General features: G+C 46.4%; 21 protein-coding genes. 6 read left to right on the top strand and 15 right to left on the bottom strand.

From position 1 onward, the window contains the following. The first annotated feature begins 110 nt into the window (after positions 1 to 110). On the top strand, positions 111 to 1,328 hold the full coding sequence (locus J9B83_RS03995) for an aminotransferase class V-fold PLP-dependent enzyme (protein ID WP_211535444.1): 1,218 nt from the start codon (positions 111 to 113) through the stop codon (positions 1,326 to 1,328). Between the two features lie 6 nt (positions 1,329 to 1,334). Further along, positions 1,335 to 1,730, top strand: coding sequence for a SufE family protein (locus tag J9B83_RS04000; protein WP_211535445.1), 396 nt, complete (start codon positions 1,335 to 1,337; stop codon positions 1,728 to 1,730). On the opposite strand, the gene tcdA is transcribed toward J9B83_RS04000, so the two are convergent. Beyond that, positions 1,702 to 2,493, bottom strand: a complete 792-nt coding sequence (tcdA, locus tag J9B83_RS04005; protein WP_211535446.1) for a tRNA cyclic N6-threonylcarbamoyladenosine(37) synthase TcdA — start codon at positions 2,491 to 2,493, stop codon at positions 1,702 to 1,704. The genes J9B83_RS04000 and tcdA overlap by 29 nt on opposite strands. A gap of 110 nt (positions 2,494 to 2,603) precedes the next feature. Here tcdA and J9B83_RS04010 point away from each other — a divergent pair, with 110 nt between their 5' ends. Beyond that, positions 2,604 to 3,344, top strand: a complete 741-nt coding sequence (locus tag J9B83_RS04010; RefSeq protein WP_211535447.1) for a TrmB family transcriptional regulator — start codon at positions 2,604 to 2,606, stop codon at positions 3,342 to 3,344. Positions 3,345 to 3,452: 108 nt separating this feature from the next. Here the strand turns inward: J9B83_RS04010 and J9B83_RS04015 are convergent, their stop codons facing one another. From J9B83_RS04015 to mnmG, 13 genes are all read right to left on the bottom strand, one after another. After that, complete coding sequence (locus J9B83_RS04015; RefSeq protein ID WP_211535448.1) at positions 3,453 to 3,872, bottom strand: F0F1 ATP synthase subunit epsilon; 420 nt, start codon at positions 3,870 to 3,872, stop codon at positions 3,453 to 3,455. Positions 3,873 to 3,934: 62 nt separating this feature from the next. Then, the gene (atpD, locus tag J9B83_RS04020) at positions 3,935 to 5,311 is read right to left on the bottom strand and encodes a F0F1 ATP synthase subunit beta (RefSeq protein ID WP_211535449.1); all 1,377 of its coding nucleotides are present in this window, start codon (positions 5,309 to 5,311) and stop codon (positions 3,935 to 3,937) included. A gap of 29 nt (positions 5,312 to 5,340) precedes the next feature. After that, positions 5,341 to 6,201, bottom strand: coding sequence for a F0F1 ATP synthase subunit gamma (gene atpG, locus J9B83_RS04025; protein WP_211535450.1), 861 nt, complete (start codon positions 6,199 to 6,201; stop codon positions 5,341 to 5,343). An 84-nt stretch (positions 6,202 to 6,285) separates the two neighbouring features. Next, positions 6,286 to 7,830, bottom strand: a complete 1,545-nt coding sequence (gene atpA / locus J9B83_RS04030; protein ID WP_211535451.1) for a F0F1 ATP synthase subunit alpha — start codon at positions 7,828 to 7,830, stop codon at positions 6,286 to 6,288. A gap of 37 nt (positions 7,831 to 7,867) precedes the next feature. After that, positions 7,868 to 8,404, bottom strand: coding sequence for a F0F1 ATP synthase subunit delta (locus tag J9B83_RS04035; RefSeq protein ID WP_211535452.1), 537 nt, complete (start codon positions 8,402 to 8,404; stop codon positions 7,868 to 7,870). 11 nt (positions 8,405 to 8,415) lie between these two features. Next, entirely contained in the window at positions 8,416 to 8,886 is a 471-nt protein-coding gene (locus tag J9B83_RS04040; RefSeq protein WP_211535453.1) for a F0F1 ATP synthase subunit B, read from the bottom strand. Between the two features lie 54 nt (positions 8,887 to 8,940). Beyond that, positions 8,941 to 9,198 (bottom strand): F0F1 ATP synthase subunit C, encoded by a 258-nt coding sequence (gene atpE, locus J9B83_RS04045; protein ID WP_036157682.1) that lies wholly within the window; start codon positions 9,196 to 9,198, stop codon positions 8,941 to 8,943. 65 nt (positions 9,199 to 9,263) lie between these two features. After that, complete coding sequence (atpB, locus tag J9B83_RS04050; protein WP_211535454.1) at positions 9,264 to 10,091, bottom strand: F0F1 ATP synthase subunit A; 828 nt, start codon at positions 10,089 to 10,091, stop codon at positions 9,264 to 9,266. A gap of 50 nt (positions 10,092 to 10,141) precedes the next feature. Then, a complete protein-coding gene (locus J9B83_RS04055; protein WP_211535455.1) occupies positions 10,142 to 10,546 on the bottom strand; it encodes an ATP synthase subunit I in 405 nt (134 codons plus the stop codon). Between the two features lie 152 nt (positions 10,547 to 10,698). Next, positions 10,699 to 11,580 carry a ParB/RepB/Spo0J family partition protein gene (locus J9B83_RS04060; RefSeq protein ID WP_211535456.1) on the bottom strand — a complete coding sequence of 294 codons (882 nt, stop codon included), beginning with the start codon at positions 11,578 to 11,580 and terminating at the stop codon, positions 10,699 to 10,701. A gap of 60 nt (positions 11,581 to 11,640) precedes the next feature. Beyond that, positions 11,641 to 12,408 carry a ParA family protein gene (locus J9B83_RS04065; RefSeq protein ID WP_211535457.1) on the bottom strand — a complete coding sequence of 256 codons (768 nt, stop codon included), beginning with the start codon at positions 12,406 to 12,408 and terminating at the stop codon, positions 11,641 to 11,643. 3 nt (positions 12,409 to 12,411) lie between these two features. Further along, complete coding sequence (gene rsmG / locus J9B83_RS04070) at positions 12,412 to 13,038, bottom strand: 16S rRNA (guanine(527)-N(7))-methyltransferase RsmG (protein WP_211535458.1); 627 nt, start codon at positions 13,036 to 13,038, stop codon at positions 12,412 to 12,414. 38 nt (positions 13,039 to 13,076) lie between these two features. Continuing rightward, a complete protein-coding gene (mnmG, locus tag J9B83_RS04075; protein ID WP_211535459.1) occupies positions 13,077 to 14,966 on the bottom strand; it encodes a tRNA uridine-5-carboxymethylaminomethyl(34) synthesis enzyme MnmG in 1,890 nt (629 codons plus the stop codon). 715 nt (positions 14,967 to 15,681) lie between these two features. Between mnmG and acuR the strand changes: the two genes are divergently transcribed. From acuR to J9B83_RS04090, 3 genes are all read left to right on the top strand, one after another. Further along, a complete protein-coding gene (gene acuR, locus J9B83_RS04080; protein WP_211535460.1) occupies positions 15,682 to 16,344 on the top strand; it encodes an acrylate utilization transcriptional regulator AcuR in 663 nt (220 codons plus the stop codon). Between the two features lie 78 nt (positions 16,345 to 16,422). Next, complete coding sequence (gene acuI, locus J9B83_RS04085) at positions 16,423 to 17,418, top strand: acrylyl-CoA reductase (NADPH) (RefSeq protein WP_211535461.1); 996 nt, start codon at positions 16,423 to 16,425, stop codon at positions 17,416 to 17,418. A 58-nt stretch (positions 17,419 to 17,476) separates the two neighbouring features. After that, on the top strand, positions 17,477 to 18,634 hold the full coding sequence (locus J9B83_RS04090) for a glycerate kinase (protein WP_211535462.1): 1,158 nt from the start codon (positions 17,477 to 17,479) through the stop codon (positions 18,632 to 18,634). Between the two features lie 41 nt (positions 18,635 to 18,675). Here J9B83_RS04090 and mnmE read toward each other — a convergent pair whose 3' ends face one another. Further along, positions 18,676 to 20,055 carry a tRNA uridine-5-carboxymethylaminomethyl(34) synthesis GTPase MnmE gene (mnmE, locus tag J9B83_RS04095; protein WP_211535463.1) on the bottom strand — a complete coding sequence of 460 codons (1,380 nt, stop codon included), beginning with the start codon at positions 20,053 to 20,055 and terminating at the stop codon, positions 18,676 to 18,678. Positions 20,056 to 20,153: the final 98 nt, after the last annotated feature.

Raw genomic sequence — 20,153 nt, forward strand, 5'->3', positions numbered from 1 at the left:
CTGTCTTAAAAAATGCCGATGAAAGCGCAAGGCTTTCTGTTTAAAGGTCAGTTAGGGTACAATTTTTGGTCTTTCGCCCTTTTCGTCTTTTTGCCCAAAGTAGAGTACTCATGGCTTTTGACCCTTCCTTGCTGCGCCCTTTATTCCCGATTTTATCGCAACCGGCCTATGAGCATCCGCTGACCTATTTAGACAACGCGGCTACTACGCAAAAGCCGCTCGCGGTGCTCGACGCCATACAAAACTATTACCGCACCGGCAACGCCAATGTTCACCGTGGCGCGCACTTTTTGAGCGACCGAGCAACCAATCAGTTCGAGCATGCTCGACACACCCTCGCCCACTTTCTACAGGCTCCGGAACAGAGTCATATTATTTGGACGAAAGGCGCCACAGAAGCCATTAATATGGTGGCCTACGGTTTAGAGCATGTGCTCGCCAAAGGCGATGAGATCCTCATCACCAGTTTAGAGCATCACGCTAACTTGGTGCCCTGGCAACAATTGGCGTTTCGTACTGGCGCGCGTTTGCGCGTGTTGCCGCTCACGTCCAGCGGCGAGTGGGAAGCAGAATTTGCCCATTACTTTTCCGATCGAACCCGCATCTTCGCCGCCACACAAATCTCCAATGCGATCGGCACAACGACACCTATGCAAACCATGCTCGACCTTGCCAAACAGCAGGGGGCTTTTACGCTTGTGGATGGCGCGCAGGCCGTGGCGCACTACCCTGTGAATGTCAGTGAATTAGATTGCGATTTTTACGTGTTTTCTGGCCATAAAATGTATGGCCCAACGGGCATCGGAGTCTTATACGGCAAACAACACGCGCTGGAAGTCTTGATACCTTATCAAACAGGGGGCGAAATGGTTCGACATGTGTCCCATCAGGCGACGGAATTCAATGTCTTGCCTTATCGCTTGGAAGCCGGCACACCCAATATCGAAGGGGTGATTGGACTAGCGGCGGCATGTGATTTTTTGTCGGCGCAAGATCGGTCAGCATTATTGGCGTGGGAACAAAGCTTGGCGCATCATGTGTACACAAGGCTCCACAAAGAAGGCGGCATTGAATTACACTCACCTGAAAACAGCACCACCTTGGTGTCGCTCAGTGTGCCTAATGTGCATCTTTTGGATTTGAACGCCTACCTAGACAGCCAAGGTGTGGCGGTGCGTGCCGGTAGTCACTGCGCCCACCCGCTGATGGCGCAACTTGGCGTGTCGGGTACTTTGCGAGCGTCTTTCGCTTGCTACAATACCCTTAAAGAAGCGGATCGATTTTGCGACGTGCTGATCGACGCCATTGATTTACTGAACGATGAGTAACTCACGATGACAAATGCACCTTCACTAGACATCGAACACCAACTGCAAGCGTGTCGTAGCAAAGAAGAAACGTTTAAAACCTTGGTTGTTTTGAGTAAAACCCTACCAAGATTGAGCGACGATGAAAAAATCGAAGACAACAAGGTGAAAGGCTGCGAAAGCGCGGTCTGGCTCATCATCGAAGACATCAACGACGTTCGTCACATTAGAGCCGACAGCGACGCCAAACTGATGCGCGGCGTACTGGTTGCCCTGTTAAGCTTGGTGGCAGATAAATCTTTCGCCGACATTCAACAAATGGACTTGAAGCGTGAACTGGCTGAACTCAACTTATCTAGCTACCTGACCAGCTCACGTACCAATGGTGTACTGGCTATTTTGGCTCAGATCCAGCGGCCTTAGCGAGCTTTTCCAGTACTCTCGACACAGCAACAAACGCAAAAGACGCGGTCACCGCGGTGCTCGCGCCAAAGCCAGTATCGCAGTTCATTTTGGTTTCTGTGTCGCCTTTGAGACGTTGATAAGAGACAGTGCCGTCGCCTTGTGGGTAGCGTAATTGCTCGGTGGAATACACACACTCGATGTCAAAGCGGCGCTTCGGATTGCGCGTAAAATTATAATAGCGACGTAGAAAATTGCGCAATTTGGCCGCTAATGGGTCTTTTTCTGTTTTAGCCAAATCACCAATCAGGATTTTGGTTGGGTCTGTTTGACCGCCTGCACCGCCGACGGTAATCACTTTGCGCTTATTGCTCTTACTCCACGCCATAAGAGCCGCTTTTGGCTTGATACTGTCTATGCAGTCAATAATGTAATCAAACGGCTCAGACAATAGCTCAGATAGATTTTCAGGGGTAATAAAGTCTTCTATACAAGTCACTTGGCAATGCGGATGGATCAACTTGATGCGCTGAGCCATAACATCGACTTTCGCTTCACCGATCGTGCCGTCTAGCGCGTGAATTTGGCGATTAACATTAGTAACGCAGACATCGTCCATGTCAATCAAGGTGATGCGACCAATACCTGAGCGCGCCAAGGCTTCTGCCGCCCAAGAGCCCACCCCACCAATGCCGATAACGCAAATATGCGCCTGCGAAAAAGCCTCATACCCAGCATCGCCATACAAACGGCGAATACCGCCAAATCGTTGATCGTCTGTCACTTTTGTCTCCTCGCAGGCAGATCGTCCTGCGTTTTGCGTTTAATGCGTGTATTCTTGTAAAGGCCGTAAGATACGGATTTTTGTAACGTATTACCCCAGCTGTGAGCCCTATGATCGAACAAGCTTTTGAAATACTTGGTGTTACCCCTAGAGAAACTCAGCTTTACCAAACGTTGTTAAAACTGGGGCCCTCGTCGATTCGAGACATCGCCGAGCACAGCGGCATCAACCGCGGTACGGCCTATGAATCTCTGAAACAGCTGCAGACTAAAGGTATTGTTAGCTATTTTCCTAAAGGAAAACGTCGCTTTTTCATGGCGGAAAACCCTGATATTTTGTTGAACCTAGCGGAAGAAAAACGCAACCGCTTGAACAAAACCATCGACAACTTAAAAAACACCATTATTCCCAACTTGCATCAGCAACAGCCAGACTACCACCAAACCAATGTGCGCTATTATGAAGGGGACGACGGCATCGAGTGGGTCTTGCGCGATATTTTAAACGTGGTGTCTCAACAAGACCATAAAGAATATTGTGTGTTTTCATCTAAGCCGATTCGGCCTTTTTTGTATCGCCCCTTTCCAAACTACACCAAACAGCGGGTTAAATTGGGCATCAATGTAAAAGTCATTGCTTTGGGAGACGGTGGCGAAGAAGCCGAATTGTCGGAACGAAAATGGATCAAAACCGAAGGTTCAGTCGACGCCAGTTACATTGCTATTTACCCACCAAAATGTGCCATTATTTCCCTCGCCAGCAACAACTTTCCCTCTGCTGTGGTGTTGGAGTCCAAAGACATTGCCAAGGCTCAGCAGATTATTTTCGACACCCTTTGGAAGATGTTGTAGCGTTTTTATAGCCACTTTAGGGTTCGAGCGACTAGAACATAAAATATAGACCATTAAAAAAGCAGCCCTTAGGCTGCTTTTTTGATTTCTCTAATTCAACAATAACGCTTATTTTTGCTGGCGAAACTGCTGAATCGTACGTAGGCGGGCCATGGCTTCTGCCAATTCCACTGTCGCACGAGAGTAATCGACATCAGGTTGTTGATTCGCAAAAAGCTCTTTCGCATGCTCTTGAGCTTTTAGTGCTGCCTCTTCGTCCAGATCTCTTGCACGAGTGGCTGAGTTAGCCAAGACAGTGACACGGTGTGGTTGAACTTCTAAGAAGCCACCAGACACGAAGATAAACTCTTCATCACCATTTTCTTTAACCACACGAACAGGACCAGGTTCCAGAGTCGTCAACAACTGTGCGTGGCCAGGCATAATACCTAGATCGCCGTAGGAGCCTGACGCCACAAGATATTGAACCTTACCGGAAAAAATCTCTTGCTCAGCGCTTACGATATCGCAGAGTACTGTGATAGCCATAAGTTGCCTCTCTTAGTCATACTCAGTAAAAGCATCTAGGATGCTTTTACATCGTGTGATGGTTAAAGTTTCTTAGCTTTCTCGACCGCTTCGTCGATACTACCAATCATGTAAAACGCCTGTTCTGGAAGCTCGTCAAACTCGCCATCCAAAATGCCTTTAAAGCCGCGGATAGTATCTTTCAAAGAAACATACTTACCAGGTGCACCTGTAAAGACTTCTGCTACGAAGAAAGGCTGAGACAAGAAACGTTGGATTTTACGAGAACGGTTAACCGTTTGCTTATCTTCTTCAGATAACTCGTCCATACCCAAGATTGCAATGATGTCTTTCAATTCTTTATAACGTTGCAATACCATTTGTACGCCACGTGCTACGTCGTAATGCTCTTGACCGATAACAAGAGGGTCAAGCTGACGTGAAGTAGAATCTAGCGGATCGATCGCTGGGTAGATACCCAAAGAAGCGATGTCACGAGACAATACAACAGTTGCATCCAAGTGAGAGAAAGTGGTTGCTGGAGACGGGTCAGTCAAGTCATCCGCTGGTACGTATACCGCTTGAACAGACGTGATAGAACCTGTCTTAGTAGAGGTGATACGTTCTTGAAGAACACCCATCTCTTCAGCAAGTGTAGGCTGGTAACCTACCGCAGATGGCATACGACCTAGCAATGCAGATACTTCTGTACCGGCAAGCGTGTAACGGTAGATGTTATCTACGAAGAAAAGTACGTCACGACCTTCGTCACGGAACTTCTCTGCCATGGTCAAACCAGTCAAAGCAACACGTAGACGGTTACCTGGTGGCTCGTTCATCTGGCCGTAAACAAGAGATACTTTGTCGATTACGTTCGAGTCAGTCATCTCATGGTAGAAGTCGTTACCCTCACGAGTACGCTCACCAACACCGGCGAATACAGAGTAACCGCTGTGCTCGATCGCGATGTTACGGATAAGCTCCATCATGTTTACGGTTTTACCAACACCCGCACCACCGAACAAGCCTACTTTACCACCCTTAGCGAAAGGACAAACAAGGTCGATAACCTTAATGCCTGTTTCTAGCAATTCGTTGCTAGAAGACTGCTCAGAGTAAGAAGGTGCAGAACGGTGGATAGACCAACGTTCTTCTTCGCCGATAGGGCCTTTTTCGTCAATTGGGTTACCTAGAACGTCCATAATACGGCCTAGTGTTTTCAAACCAACAGGGACAGAAACAGGTTTGTTGGTGTTATCAACAGCCAAACCACGCTTCATACCGTCTGTAGAACCCATGGCGATAGTACGAACAACACCATCACCTAGTTGCTGTTGAACTTCCAACACCAACTCTTTACCCTCGATAGTCAGGGCATCATATACTTTTGGCACGCTATCACGTGGGAATTCCACGTCGATAACCGCACCGATAATCTGTACGATTTGTCCGCTACTCATGTTCGGATCCTCTTAAATACCTAAATACCTTAAACCGCTGCCGCGCCGCTGACTATCTCAGAAATTTCCTGAGTGATCGCTGCTTGACGAGCCTTGTTGTACACCAACTGCAATTCATCAATGATATCGCCCGCGTTGTCGGTTGCGTTTTTCATCGCAAGCATTCGAGATGCTTGTTCACACGCAATGTTCTCAACGACTGACTGATATACTTGAGATTCAATGTAGCGAACCAATAATTCGTTTAAAATTTCAACGGGCTCTGGTTCGTAGATGTAATCCCAGTGGTGCTGTAACTCTGTATTCTCTTCCGCTTTTAATGGCAAAAGTTGCTCGACTTTAGGGACTTGAGTCATGGTATTCACGAACTCATTAGACACCACGTAAAGACGATCAATGCGACCTTCATCAAACGCGTCCAGCATCACCTTTACGCTACCGACTAGGTCGTCCGCTTTGGGTGCATCACCTAGACCGGTGAAGGCTGCTGTGACATTTCCGCCGTAGTTACGAAAGAATGAAACCGCTTTGCTGCCGATAGCACAAACGTCGATTTCAACGTTGTTATCAGCAAACTGCTTCATGTCTTTGATGGCTTTTTTGAACACGTTAATGTTCAAACCGCCACACAAACCACGATCAGAAGAGACTACGATATAACCAACACGATTCGCCTTACGTTCGGTAAGGTAACGGTGTTTATACTCAGGATTCGCGTTGGCCAAGTGACCAACTACTTGGCGAATTCGTTCCGCATACGGACGAGAAGCGGCCATACGATCCTGAGCTTTACGCGTTTTACTCGCCGCTACTTTTTCCATAGCACGGGTAATTTTACGCGTATTGTTAATGCTCGAAATCTGAGTACGTATCTCTTTTCCGACTGCCATAATAGAACTGCCCTTGTGAGAATGTTATTTCACAAACTGCAAGAAGATGGTGACAAGCTGATTAACGGCTTGTCACCAAAGTCATTACCAAGTTTGCGTCGCTTTAAACTTCTCGATTGCCGCTTTCAATGTCGCTTCAATCTCGCCGTTAAAATTACCAGTTTTGTTGATGTCAGCCATCACGTCAGCGTGTTCGCTGTTCATGAAGCCTAACAATGCTGTTTCAAAACTGCCAATTTTGCTTGTTTCAACATCTTCAAGGTAGCCATCATTAGCAGCGTAAAGAACTACACCCATATCTGCTACAGGCATAGGAGAGAACTGTTTCTGTTTCATCAGTTCTGTCACTTGTTTACCGTGCTCAAGCTGCTTACGAGTTGCTTCGTCTAGGTCAGATGCGAACTGAGCGAAGGCCGCCAATTCACGGTACTGAGCCAAGGCAAGACGAATACCACCGCCAAGCTTCTTAACGATCTTAGTTTGCGCTGCACCACCTACACGAGATACAGAAATACCTGCGTTCATCGCTGGACGAATACCGGCATTAAACAAGCTCGTTTCTAGGAAGATCTGACCATCGGTGATGGAGATAACGTTTGTCGGTACGAAAGCCGATACGTCACCACCTTGTGTTTCGATGATTGGCAATGCGGTCAAAGAACCGGTTTTACCTTTCACTTCACCATTGGTGAATTTCTCTACGTATTCTTCGTTTACACGAGAAGCACGCTCAAGAAGACGAGAGTGAAGGTAGAAAACGTCACCTGGGTAGGCTTCACGACCTGGTGGACGACGAAGAAGCAACGAGATTTGACGGTAAGCCCAAGCTTGTTTCGTCAAGTCATCGTATACGATCAACGCATCTTCACCGCGGTCACGGAAATATTCACCCATAGTACAACCAGTGTATGGCGCTAGGAAAAGCATAGACGCTGGATCGGATGCACCGGCTGAAACAACCGTGGTGTACTCCATTGCGCCAGCTTCTTCAAGCTTACGTACTACGTTGGCAATAGTAGATTGCTTCTGACCAATCGCTACATAGACACACTTAATGCCGCTGTATTTTTGAGCGATGATAGTATCGATCGCAAGTGCTGTTTTACCAACCTGACGGTCACCGATAATCAACTCACGCTGACCACGACCTACTGGTACCATGGCATCAATTGCCTTGTAACCTGTTTGGATTGGTTGATCAACAGACTGACGAGCAATAACGCCAGGCGCTACTTTTTCAACTTTGTCTGTTAGTTTTGCATCGATTGCGCCCTTGCCGTCGATTGGGTTACCCAATGCGTCAACAACACGACCTAGCAATTCAGGACCTACTGGAACTTCCAGAATGCGACCTGTACATTTCACTTTTTGACCTTCTACAAGGTCTTGGTATTGACCCAATACAACCGCACCAACAGAGTCACGCTCTAGGTTCAAGGCCATACCGTAAACACCACCAGGGAATTCAATCATTTCCCCGTACATAACATCTGCCAAGCCGTGGATCAGAACGATACCGTCTGCCACACTGACAATTGTGCCCTCATTTTGGGCGTCAGAAGACACATCAAGATTCTCGATGCGCTTCTTAATAATCTCGCTGATCTCAGATGGATTCAGTTGCTGCATGCTAAATTCCTCAACCCGGTTTCGATTTAACGAAACACTAGGAGTTTATCGCCTCGGACAGTTTCGCTAGTTTACCGCGAACTGAACCGTCGATGATTAAGTCACCTGTACGAATAACCACGCCACCGATTAGGCTTGCGTCTGTTTCACTGGTTAAGTTGACGGTACGGTCTAACTTTTTACTCAATGAAGCGGCCAGTGCTTGTGCTTGTTCTGCTGTTAATTCGAAGGCAGACGTAAACTTCACGTTTACCGCTTTTTCGAAATTCAGTTTGAACTGTGAAAATAACTCAGAAATAGCTGGGATCAGCGTTAAACGATTATTCACCGCTAGGGTCAATAAAAAAGCTTTCCCTTGTTCTGTGGTTACTTCTGCACAAACGTCCGCTAGAGCGCTTGCCTTCTCTTCCGCACTAAAAGCTGGATTTCCAAGTGCTTTTTTAAGCTTAGGTTCCATGGTCACAACGGCTAATGTGTTTAACATATCAGCCCATTGTGAAATATGACCTTGCTCTCTCGCAACTTCAAAAACCGCTTTTGCGTACGGTCGCGCGACTGTTTTTAATTCAGCCATTAGACCCTCGCTTAAAGCTCTTTGGCGAGCTGTTCAACGATCTCGCTATGTGCTTTCTCGTCAATGGTGGCTCCCAAAATCTTCTCGGCACCAGCAAATGCAAGAACGGAAACTTGAGCACGCAATGCTTCTTTAGCACGCATTACGTCTTGTTCGATCTCTGCTTGAGCTACTTCGCGCAGACGCTTGCCGTCGGCAATTACCTGCTCTTTTGCCTCGTCGACCATTTGGCTCGCACGTTTGTTGGCTTGTTCAATTATCTCGGCCGCGTTCTCTTTGCTTTCACGTAGAATTTGAGAGGCTTGTTCTTGCGCCAACTCAAGGTCACGTGAAGCACGGTTCGCTGCTTCCAAACCGTCTGCGATTTTCTTGCTACGCTCTTCGAGCGCAGCAATCACTGGTGGCCACACAAATTTCATGCAGAACCAGACAAAAATCGCAAACGAGATAGCTTGGCCTAGAAGTGTGAGATTTAAATTCACGCTAATATCCTCGCTCTAAGTCGTTTAAAAAAGTTTTCAAAGTAGTCTGAAAACTTAGCCAGCAACCTGAGCAATGAAAGGGTTCGCGAATGTAAAGAACAATGCGATACCAACGCCGATCATAGATACAGCATCCAAAAGACCCGCTACGATAAACATTTTCGTTTGTAGCATAGGGGCAAGTTCAGGTTGGCGAGCACTCGCTTCCAAGAATTTACCACCCAAGATAGCAAAACCGATGGCTGTACCCAATGCAGCAAAGCCAATTAGCATTGCTACTGCGATTGCCGTCATACTTACTACTAGTTCCATTTTAACTCCTAATTTTCACAGTTTTAGATTTACAAGGTTTAAAAACACAGGGGATTACAAAATCATTAATGCTCTTCGCTCGCCATGCTTAGGTAAACAATGGTCAGCATCATAAAGATAAATGCTTGCAAAGTTATGACTAAGATATGGAATATTGCCCAAGGTACAGATAACGCCCATTGAGCGAACCAAGGTAACACGGCAATCAAGATGAAGATCAACTCACCAGCGTATAGGTTACCGAATAAACGTAACGCCAATGAGACAGGCTTAGCCAACAGACCAACCATTTCTAACACGAAGTTAAATGGGATCATGATTGGAGTGTTAAAAGGTTGCAGTGTCAGCTCTTTCGCGAAGCCACCGATTCCTTTGATGCTAATGCTGTAAAATATAATGAGGAAGAACACAGACAAAGATAGACCAAGAGTCGCGTTGATGTCTGTTGTTGGGACGATTTTAAAGTAATCGAGCCCGAATACGTCGTGAGCAATTCTTGGCACAAAGTCGACAGGAATCAAATCCATCAAGTTCATCAAGAAAATCCACACAAAAATGGTTAACGCTAAGGGAGCAATGACTTTGCTCTTACCATGAAAACTCTCTTTAACAGAGTTATCAACGAACTCAACCATCAACTCTACAAAATTTTGTAAGCCTGTTGGTGTATCAGTAGAGGCTTTTTTCGCCGCGATACGGAACAACCATAAAAACAAAATACCTAAACCAATAGAAAAACCCATTGTGTCTAAATGAATTGCCCAAAAGCCCATATCAGATGCTTGTTGTGATGTTTCCGCAATACCCCAGCTACCATCAGGATGCTGACCAAAGGTCAAATTCTGAAGGTGGTGCTTTATGTATTCGGAAGCACTTGGATTTTCACTTGCCATAATTACATCCACGCCCTTTCAATTATTAAAACGATTTTCCTTTTTGCTGACTATTGTCTCAACAAAATAGGACTGAGCCAGTGACTCAGAATAGCGACCCCAAAACCTGCAAAGAAATATTCAGCAGAAATAGGTTTCACCAAAATAAAAACCAACGACAATACTATTGCCGTTAACACTAACTTGCCTGCTTCACCGCGATAAAAAGAACGCACGACCTCTTTTGCTGGTCGGACGCCTTTGTAAGCAAACACTCTCCAGGCCATGTAGACACTGGGTAACAAACTACTAAAGGCGCCTAGGATAAAAGAGTACCCATACAGACCGCCACTCACGTAAAAAATTCCCAAAGATATCAATAAAACTAAGAGTATTTGTAATAACAAGAAACGAAAGATCGCCTTTTTCTTAGCGCTTACAATCGCACTCGCGCTTAGTGGCTTTTTCACTTCCATTTCAAACTCTCTGTTCGCCCTATAAAAGTGCAACCAATGTGATGATTTACGAAATTCGAGGCATTATAGGGGGAATGGCGGCGGTGTTCAACTTAAACCGATTCTTATACTCACTATTTAGAAGCGTTATTTTGGCCTCAAAATTCGCTTTACTAACGACTAACCAGTTCACTAATCAAGCGCTCTAGGTGCTCTGCGTTACGATATTCAATCACCACCTTGCCTTTCCCTTTGGCGGAAGGTTGTATTTTTACCGTTGCATTGATTTTTTGGCTAATGCGCTCAGCGTCTGCACTTAAATCAGGCAAGGCTGCTTTTGCTTCTTTTTTATTGTCTTGATCTGATTGGATATTTTTTACCAATCGCTCTGTTTCGCGAACCGATAAGGATTTTGTTACCACTTGGGAGGCCGCTTGTATTTGCTGATCATGCTCCAAGGGCAGCAAGGCTCTCGCATGACCCATCTCTATGTCACCGTGCTCTAAAAGACGACGCACCTCTGGTGTTAATCCCAATAAACGCAATAAGTTGGCAATGGTCGAACGAGACTTTCCTATGGTATCAGCCACTTGCTGTTGCGTTAATTGGAAGTCATCGACTAAGCGCTGCAGGGCGATCGCTTCTTCAATAGGATTTAAATCTTCACGCTGAATATTTTCAATAAGAGCCAACACCACAGCATCGGCATCTTCCACGTGTCGAATAATGACCGGCACCTGGCTAAGTTCCGCTAGTTTAGCGGCGCGCCAACGACGTTCCCCAGCAATAATTTCATATTTGTTCGGCGCGATGAGTCGCACCACAATTGGCTGCATTATGCCTTGATTACGAATAGAAACCGCCAACTCTTCAAGCTGTGTGGGGTTCATATCACGACGAGGTTGAAACTTACCTTTGGATAGCCACTCAATAGGCAAATAGGTTAAACCTTTGATTTCATCACTGTTGCCATCACTAGGTGCATCGGCTTTTGTTGCTTGGGGCGCTAATAAAGCATCCAATCCCCGACCTAGACCTCTTTTTTTCATCGTCATATTTGTAACCTTAGTAGGATGTATCAGACCTTGTTTACGCTGTACTTTATACGATTGAGATCAAGCGCCTGATTTTCTAATAAATTCCCCCGCAAGCGCGAGGTAAGCAAGGGCACCACGGGATTTCTTTTCATAATGCAAAACAGGTATTCCATAGCTTGGGGATTCAGCAAGGCGAATATTACGCGGTATAACAGTATCGTATACCTTGTTGCCAAAATGCTTATGAAGCTGGCTGGAAACATCGTGAGTTAAGCTAGGCCTTGGGTCATACATGGTACGTAAGATCCCTTCTACCACCAGAGATGGATTCAAAGCTTGTGTTATTTTCTCTATGGTTTGCAGTAAAGCAGTTAAGCCTTCTAAAGCATAGTATTCACACTGTACCGGAATCAAAACCCCTTGAGATGCGGCTAAGGCATTCACGGTCAACATGTTCAATGCCGGTGGGCAATCGAGCAGAATATAATCAAACTCAGTATCGACTTCGTATAAGCCGGCGCGCAAGCGAGTTTCTTTACTCGGTAGGTCCAATAACACCACTTCGGCACCCGTTAAATCCCCATTTGCAGGCAAAACCCAATAATCGCCTGGTGACACTTTCTTCATCACCTCTTTGGCGCCATGGGTGCCAACCAACACATCGTATACACTAGTATCCAAATCTTCTTTGCTCAAACCACTGCCTGTGGTGGCGTTGCCTTGGGGATCTAAGTCGATCAATAGTACTCGGCGCTTCATCGCTGCCAACGACGCCGCTAAGTTTACGCACGTCGTCGTTTTTCCTACGCCGCCTTTTTGATTGGTCACCGCGATGATTCTTGCCATGTTTTATCCTTTACGCGCCATCACAACCATATGACGCTCAGCCTGAATAGTGGGCACATTGAGAGGTTCTACTGATATCACCGTTACCTCTTTTGGTAAGGCGGCTATTTCATCATGAGGATACATGCCTTTCATGGCCAAAAAATTACCCGTGTCTTTTGGTAAGGGCAATGTCCATGTGATCATGTCTTGTAGCGAGGCAAATGCTCGCGAAATAACATGATCGTATTGACCTTGATGAGCGTGTTTTTCAACGCGTTCGTTGGCGATGGTGACATTATCCATGCCCAAATCCATTTTTACCTGGGTAAGAAAACGCGTTTTCTTACCATTGCTGTCAAGCAAAGTGAATTGTTTTTCTGGGTAGCAAATCGCTAGCACCATACCAGGCAAGCCAGGTCCAGTCCCCACATCGATGATGTTTTGCCCAGTGATAAAGGGCAAGGTGGCCAAACTGTCCAGTAGGTGCAAGGAAATCATTTGCTCAACGTCACGAATGGCCGTGAGGTTGTAAGCTTTGTTCCACTTTTCAAGCAGCGTTAGATATTGAACAAGCGTCTGAATGGTGTCATCAGATACATCAGCGCCCAGTTGTTGGGCGCCTTTTTGAATGGTGTCAAAATGTGTCACAGTCGATCCATGTAATAAGGGATTGTCGGCTGATGATTTTAGGCACTTTTGCGCGCAATGGCACGTTTTTTAAGATGAATAAGCAATAAGGATACCGCCGCTGGGGTCACACCTTGAATACGCGATGCCGCCGCTAAGGTTTCAGGTCGTTGTTGTGTCAGCTTTTGTTTGATCTCATTGGATAAACCTTCCATTTTAGAATAGTCCAAATCATCGGGTAAAAGCGTGTTTTCTTGACGGCGTAATCGCTCAATGTCTTCTGCCTGACGAGTAATATAGCCCGCGTATTTTACGGCGATCTGAACTTGTTCTGAGACTTGCTCGTCGACCGGTTCATCTAACGCATTTTTTAAGTTCGCCACATCCGCATAGACAATATTTGGACGTTTTAATAAATCCAACAAGCTGTATTCATGGCTAATAGGCGTTTCTAATTTGGGGTTGATCACTCCCGCTTCAGGGGAATTTGGTACGATCCAACTGGATTTTAAGCGTTGTGTTTCTTGTTCTATGGCGTCGCGTTTTTGACAGAAAGCAGCCCAGCGTGCATCGCTTACCAAACCTAATTCACGACCTTTTTCTGTTAGACGCATATCGGCGTTGTCTTCGCGCAGAATCAAACGATATTCAGCACGACTCGTAAACATTCGATAAGGTTCTTTGGTGCCCATGGTGATGAGGTCGTCAACCAACACCCCTAAATAAGCTTCATCGCGACGTGGTGTCCAAGGGTCTTTTTCTTGTGCTAACAACGCCGCATTGGTACCTGCCAACAAGCCTTGTGCACCCGCTTCTTCGTAACCGGTTGTGCCATTAATCTGGCCCGCAAAGAACAACCCCGGCATGTGTTTGGTTTCAAGTGAATACTTTAAATCTTGCGGATTAAAGTAGTCGTATTCTATGGCATAGCCTGGACGGATAATATGAGCGTTTTCCATGCCCTTCATCGAACGAACCAAGTCTATTTGCACATCAAATGGCAAAGAAGTTGAAATACCATTGGGATACAACTCATGAGTGGTTAACCCCTCAGGCTCGATAAAGATCTGATGAGAATTTTTGTCCGCAAAGCGCACTATTTTATCTTCAATGGAAGGGCAATAACGTGGGCCAATCCCTTCAATGACACCAGTATACATAGGTGAGCGATCCATACCGGCGCGAATAATGTCGTGTGTGCGTTCATTAGTATGAGTGATAAAACACTCTATCTGACGAGGGTGCATGGCACGGTTGCCCATGTAAGACATAATAGGAGTAATATCATCACCTGGTTGAGCCTGCATCTGAGAAAAATCCACACTGCGAGCATCAATGCGCGGTGGTGTACCGGTTTTTAATCGATCAACCCGAAAAGGCAAGGCGCGTAACTTTTGTGCTAAGCCAATAGATGGTGGATCTCCTGCTCGGCCACCAGCATGGTTTTCTAAACCGACGTGGATAATGCCACCTAAAAAGGTACCGGCGGTCAACACAACGGTCTTACTTTGAAATCGTATACCTGTTTGTGTCACAACACCGCGTGCCTCTCCGCCTTCAACGATGAGGTCTTCAACAGATTGTTGGAACAACCAAAGATTTTCTTGGTTCTCTAACATGTGGCGAATCGATGCTTTGTATAAAATACGGTCTGCCTGGGCTCGGGTTGCTCTTACAGCAGGTCCTTTACGGGAATTGAGAGTACGAAATTGAATACCCGCTTGATCTGTTGCCAACCCCATTGCGCCATCCAAAGCGTCAATTTCTTTGACGAGGTGAGATTTTCCTATGCCACCAATCGCAGGGTTACACGACATCTGCCCTAATGTCTCAATGTTGTGAGAAAGCAATAAGGTTTTTACCCCCATGCGTGCTGCAGCAAGCGCTGCTTCTGTACCGGCATGTCCGCCACCAACGACGATCACATCAAAGCGACTTGGGAAATCCACAGGAACCTCGGTATTACTAATTAAATAGAAAACAATGAATAAAAATCGAACAGCTATCGATAAGGCCGCCTAGTATATAGGCAAAATTCTAAAAAGAAAGGCGTCACCCACTCCATTACCCGGTCATCAATATTAATATATTAAGTAAGTATATAAGATCTTTTATGTTTGTTATGTTTATGTAACAAGCAAAATTCTGTTGATAACAAATTATTTTATATATAAATCATTGCCTTATGAACATAACATCTTGTTAATCGACCCCTTCCTTTCCTGTTATGTGGATAACCCTTTCTTGTGCATAAAACCTTAACTTATACACTCGAGATTTTTCGCCCCCGACTTATTAAAAACTGTGCAAAACTTCTTATTGACCTATCACCAAACTTATCAACAAGGCACTTTTAGCTATCCGAACTGTATAACATAATGTTTATTAACAGTTTTTTGTTGATTAAGTCGATTTTATGGGCTTTTTTTAAGAAATTTAATCCACAACGAAAAAAAATAAAAAAAGTGACATTCGTCTTGTTAACTGAGATCAAGGAATGTGCATAATTCGAAGAGAGTAAGGAAAATGGTACTTTGTGGTAGCGTAAAATTAGAATAAAGCGCTTTGATTTATACACTGTGTGTAACTTTTTGGCAGTGCGACCCACGGGTTTGATTTATGTAGTCGACTGGTCTATATTAAAAAATCAATATGATAACTCTGATGATAAAGCCATTGCAGGAAACCAGTTTGATGGAAGTGATCAACAAGCCGCGCCGCGGTCGGCCGAAAAAGTCCGCAACAGAAGGGATGGATACCCGCGAATCTTTGTTGCGCGCTGGTATGTCGATGTTGACAGAAAGTGGTTTTTCACAAAGTGGCATAGACCCTATTCTAAAGTCCGTTGGCGTGCCTAAAGGCTCTTTTTATTACTATTTTTCCAGTAAAGAAGCCTTTGGTTTGGCCGTTTTGGCTCGCTATCGACGCTACTTTGAAGCCAAACTTGATGGTTTTTTATTAGACGACGCGTTTTCGCCGTTGGAGCGGTTACAACGTTTTGCCTTGGATGCACAAGATGGCATGGCGCGTCATGATTTTAAACGTGGCTGTTTGGTTGGCAATTTAGAGCAAGAATCCAGCCTATTGTCGGAAGCTTTTCAACAGGCACTGCAAGATACTTACGCAAGCTGGCAATTTCGTGTGGCGATTTGTTTACAAGAAGCGAAAAAGCAGCAGTTAATGGCAGAAAACAGCCAAATAGACAGGCTGGCACAGGTATTTTGGATGGGCTGGGAAGGCGCTGTGCACAGAGCGCGATTGGAAAAAAGCAGTCAGCCTCTGAGTGTATTTATTGATTTTTACCTTGGCGCTATTCAACGAAACTAGACGCTAAGATTCCTACCAAATCGATTGATTTGGTTTTTTAACTATTTTAATAGACGATTGGTCTATATTGGAGGCACTATGTTTAAGGGCTTATTAATCACTCAAGAAACCGACAACGACAGAAAAAAAAGCGTGGCTACTGTTACCGAGCTAAACGAAAACCAGCTGCCTGAAGGCGATGTTCTGATCGATGTGCAATACAGCACGTTGAACTACAAAGACGGTTTGGCGATTACGGGCAAGGGCCCCGTCGTTCGTTCTTTTCCAATGGTGCCTGGCATTGATCTAGTCGGTAAGGTGTTGGAAAGTGATTCATCGCGTTTCGCGCCCGGAGACCTGGTTGTGTTGAATGGTTTTGGTGTGGGTGAAGCTCATTGGGGTGGGCTTGCAGAGCGAGCACGATTAAAAAGTGAATGGCTTATTCCGCTGCCTGAAGGCATAGAGGCGAAACAATCTATGGCCATAGGCACAGCGGGTTACACGGCCATGTTGTCTGTATTGGCGCTGGAAAAACAAGGCGTGACACCAGAGTCAGGGGATATTTTGGTAACAGGTGCCAATGGTGGGGTTGGCAGTTATGCGATTCGCTTACTGAATCGTTTGGGTTATCGTGTTGTAGCGTCTACAGGCCGAATGGAAGAAGCAGACCATTTAAAAAGTCTTGGTGCCAGTGACGTCATAGATAGACATACCCTGTCGGAGCCGGGCAAACCCTTACAAAAAGAGCGTTGGGCTGGAGTAATCGATTGCGTGGGCAGCCATACTTTGGCCAATGCCTGTGCCAGCACACAATACGGTGGGGTGGTGACTTCCTGCGGTTTGGCCCAGGGCATGGATTTTCCGGCGTCGGTTGCGCCTTTTATCCTTCGTGGCGTAAAACTGATTGGTATCGACAGCGTAATGAGACCGCTAAAAGATCGAATGGAAGCGTGGCAGCGTTTGAGTGAACTGCTCCAAGCAGAGGATTACGATGCCATCAGCGAAGAGATTCCCTTGGATAAGGTGGTAGAAACGGCCTATAAATTGCTTGATGGTCAAGTACGAGGTCGAGTATTGGTGAACATGAAAGCGTAATAATTCGCGCTTTGTGTTTCCTTGCTGCGACGGACATTGTATTCAGAAAGGAGCCAATATGAAGATTGTGATTGCACCGGATTCGTTCAAAGAAAGTCTTACTGCTTTGCAGGTCGCCAATGCGATTGAAAACGGCTTTTATCAGATTTTTCCTGATGCACATTATCTAAAAGTGCCTATGGCCGATGGTGGCGAAGGCACGGTGCAATCCATGGTGGATGCGACACAAGGTCAAACCATTGACCTTGAAGTGACAGGGCCACTGGGCAATAAAGTGATGGCGCAATACGGTATTTTGGGGACGACCGCAGGCCAGACTCCAACGACCGCCGTGATTGAAATGGCCTCGGCGTCTGGTTTGCATCTGGTGCCTCGAGAGCAGCGTGACCCTCTTTATACCACCAGCTTTGGCACCGGAGAACTGATCAAAGACGCCCTTGACCGAGGCATAAAACACATCGTGCTGGGCTTGGGGGGCAGCGCTACGAACGACGCAGGCGTCGGACTTGCTCAAGCGTTGGGCATTCAATGCCAAGACGATCAGCATCGAGAGCTGGCTTTTGGCGGTGCGGCGCTCGCACAATTGCGCCATATTGATGTGAGTCAGGCTCACCCTCTGCTCGCTGATTGTCGTGTGGAAGTGGCTTGCGATGTCGACAACCCCTTGTGTGGCGATCGTGGTGCATCAGCGATTTTTGGCCCGCAAAAAGGTGCTACCCCCGAGATGGTTGTAACACTCGATAACGCCCTAGGGCATTTTGCCGATGTGTTAGTGCAGCAAGGTTTTACCGATCATCGATTGGAAGCGGGCGTGGGAGCCGCAGGCGGTATGGGCTTAGCCGCCAAGGTGTTTCTTAATGCCACATTAAAACCCGGTATTGAGATTGTTATGGACACGGTTGGGTTAGGCAAAGCCTTACAAGGTGCCGATCTTGTCATCACCGGCGAAGGCCGAATGGATGGCCAAACGGTGTTTGGTAAAACCCCAATGGGGGTGTTGAAAAAAGCCTTAGCAAATAAGGTGACAACCATTGGTATTGCTGGGTGTTTAGGTCAAGACGCCGAGGCGATTTTAGACCACGGCATGTCGGCTATTTTCCCGATTATTCCTACCCTCGACACCTTAGATACGGTACTAGCGCAAGCCGAAAATAACCTGATCAACACATCGCGCAACATCGCCTCGATACTTAAGCTGGGCAAAAATCTCGCGTAAGCATCGACGCTTTGTTGTAACAACCGTTGTCGTGATAACCCTTATTTACCGATACAAAATGAGCCAAAGATACGTCCCAGCAAGTCATCACTGGTGAAAGCGCCAGTGATTTCACTGAGTGCTTGTTGCGCTTCTTTAAGGTCTTCGGCCAATAATTCCCCAGCGCCGTAACCCTGTAGTTGTTCGTTGCCAGCGTCTAAAAAGCGTTTGGCTTTGTTAAGCGCTTCTATGTGTCGACGACGGGCAATAAAACCTCCTTCTGTGGTGCTGTCGAAGCCCATAACGGCTTTTAGATGGCTGGTCAGCCCATCAATGCCCTGCCCTGTTTTGGCAGATAAAGAGATCACAGGGACGCCTGAGACTGTCTCAGTGCCGACGTTTTCTTTGGTTAAATCCACTTTGTTGCGCACCAGCGTCAGATGTTTGGTGTCGCCCAGTTTTTCCATAAATTCAGGCCAGATCTCGCTGGGATCTTTGGAATCAATGGCTTGGCTGTCGACCATCATCAAGATGCGATCGGCTTTGCTGATTTCATCCCATGCCCGTTGAATCCCAATGCGTTCCACTTCGTCTGGACTGTCGCGAAGCCCTGCTGTGTCTATGATGTGCAGCGGCATCCCATCTAGGTGAATATGTTCGCGCAATACGTCACGAGTGGTGCCTTCGATGTTGGTGACGATGGCGGAATCCTTGCCCGATAAAGCGTTTAATAAGCTGGATTTACCGGCGTTCGGACGCCCTGCAATCACCACACTCATGCCTTCACGAATCAAGGCGCCTTGATTCGCTTCTTTGAGCACATCCGCTAGCTTGGCCTGAATGCCTGCTAATTCATTGGCGACCTTGCCATCGCCGATAAAATCGATTTCTTCTTCTGGAAAATCAATGGCGGCTTCCACATAGATACGCAAGTGAATTAAGGCTTCAACCAGCTCATCGACGCGTTTTGAAAACGCACCTTGCAGAGATCGCAACGCGCATTTTGCCGCTTGCTCTGAGGTACTGTCGATCAGATCCGCAATGGCTTCCGCTTGGGTTAAGTCCATTTTATCGTTCATAAAGGCGCGTTCAGAAAATTCACCAGGTCGCGCTAAACGTGCTCCTAAGGCCACACAATGGCTCAGCAGCATGTCCATGATCACCGGACCACCATGACCCTGTAGCTCAAACACGTCTTCCCCCGTAAAGGAATTTGGCCCTGGAAAGTAGAGCGCCAGACCCATGTCGAGCTGGTCGTTTTGTGCGTCGTTAAAAGGCACATAATGGGCGTAACGGGGTGTCGGTTCAAAGCCGACAATTTGCTTGGCAATGGCCAAACTTTTCGGGCCGGATAAACGAATAATACCAACACCACCACGGCCAGGAGCAGTGGCTTGTGCGGCAATGGTGTCTTGGTCGGTGGCGTATTGGAAATCAGTCATAATCAAACCCAGTGTTGTTTGGTCGATAAAGTCATTTGATGGTCGAAGTGGCTGTTTGGCGATGCATGGATAGTGACAAAAAAGGCCTCCCAATGGGA

The organism is Marinomonas vulgaris (genome assembly GCF_018145875.1).
Taxonomy (GTDB): Bacteria; Pseudomonadota; Gammaproteobacteria; order Pseudomonadales; family Marinomonadaceae; genus Marinomonas; species Marinomonas vulgaris.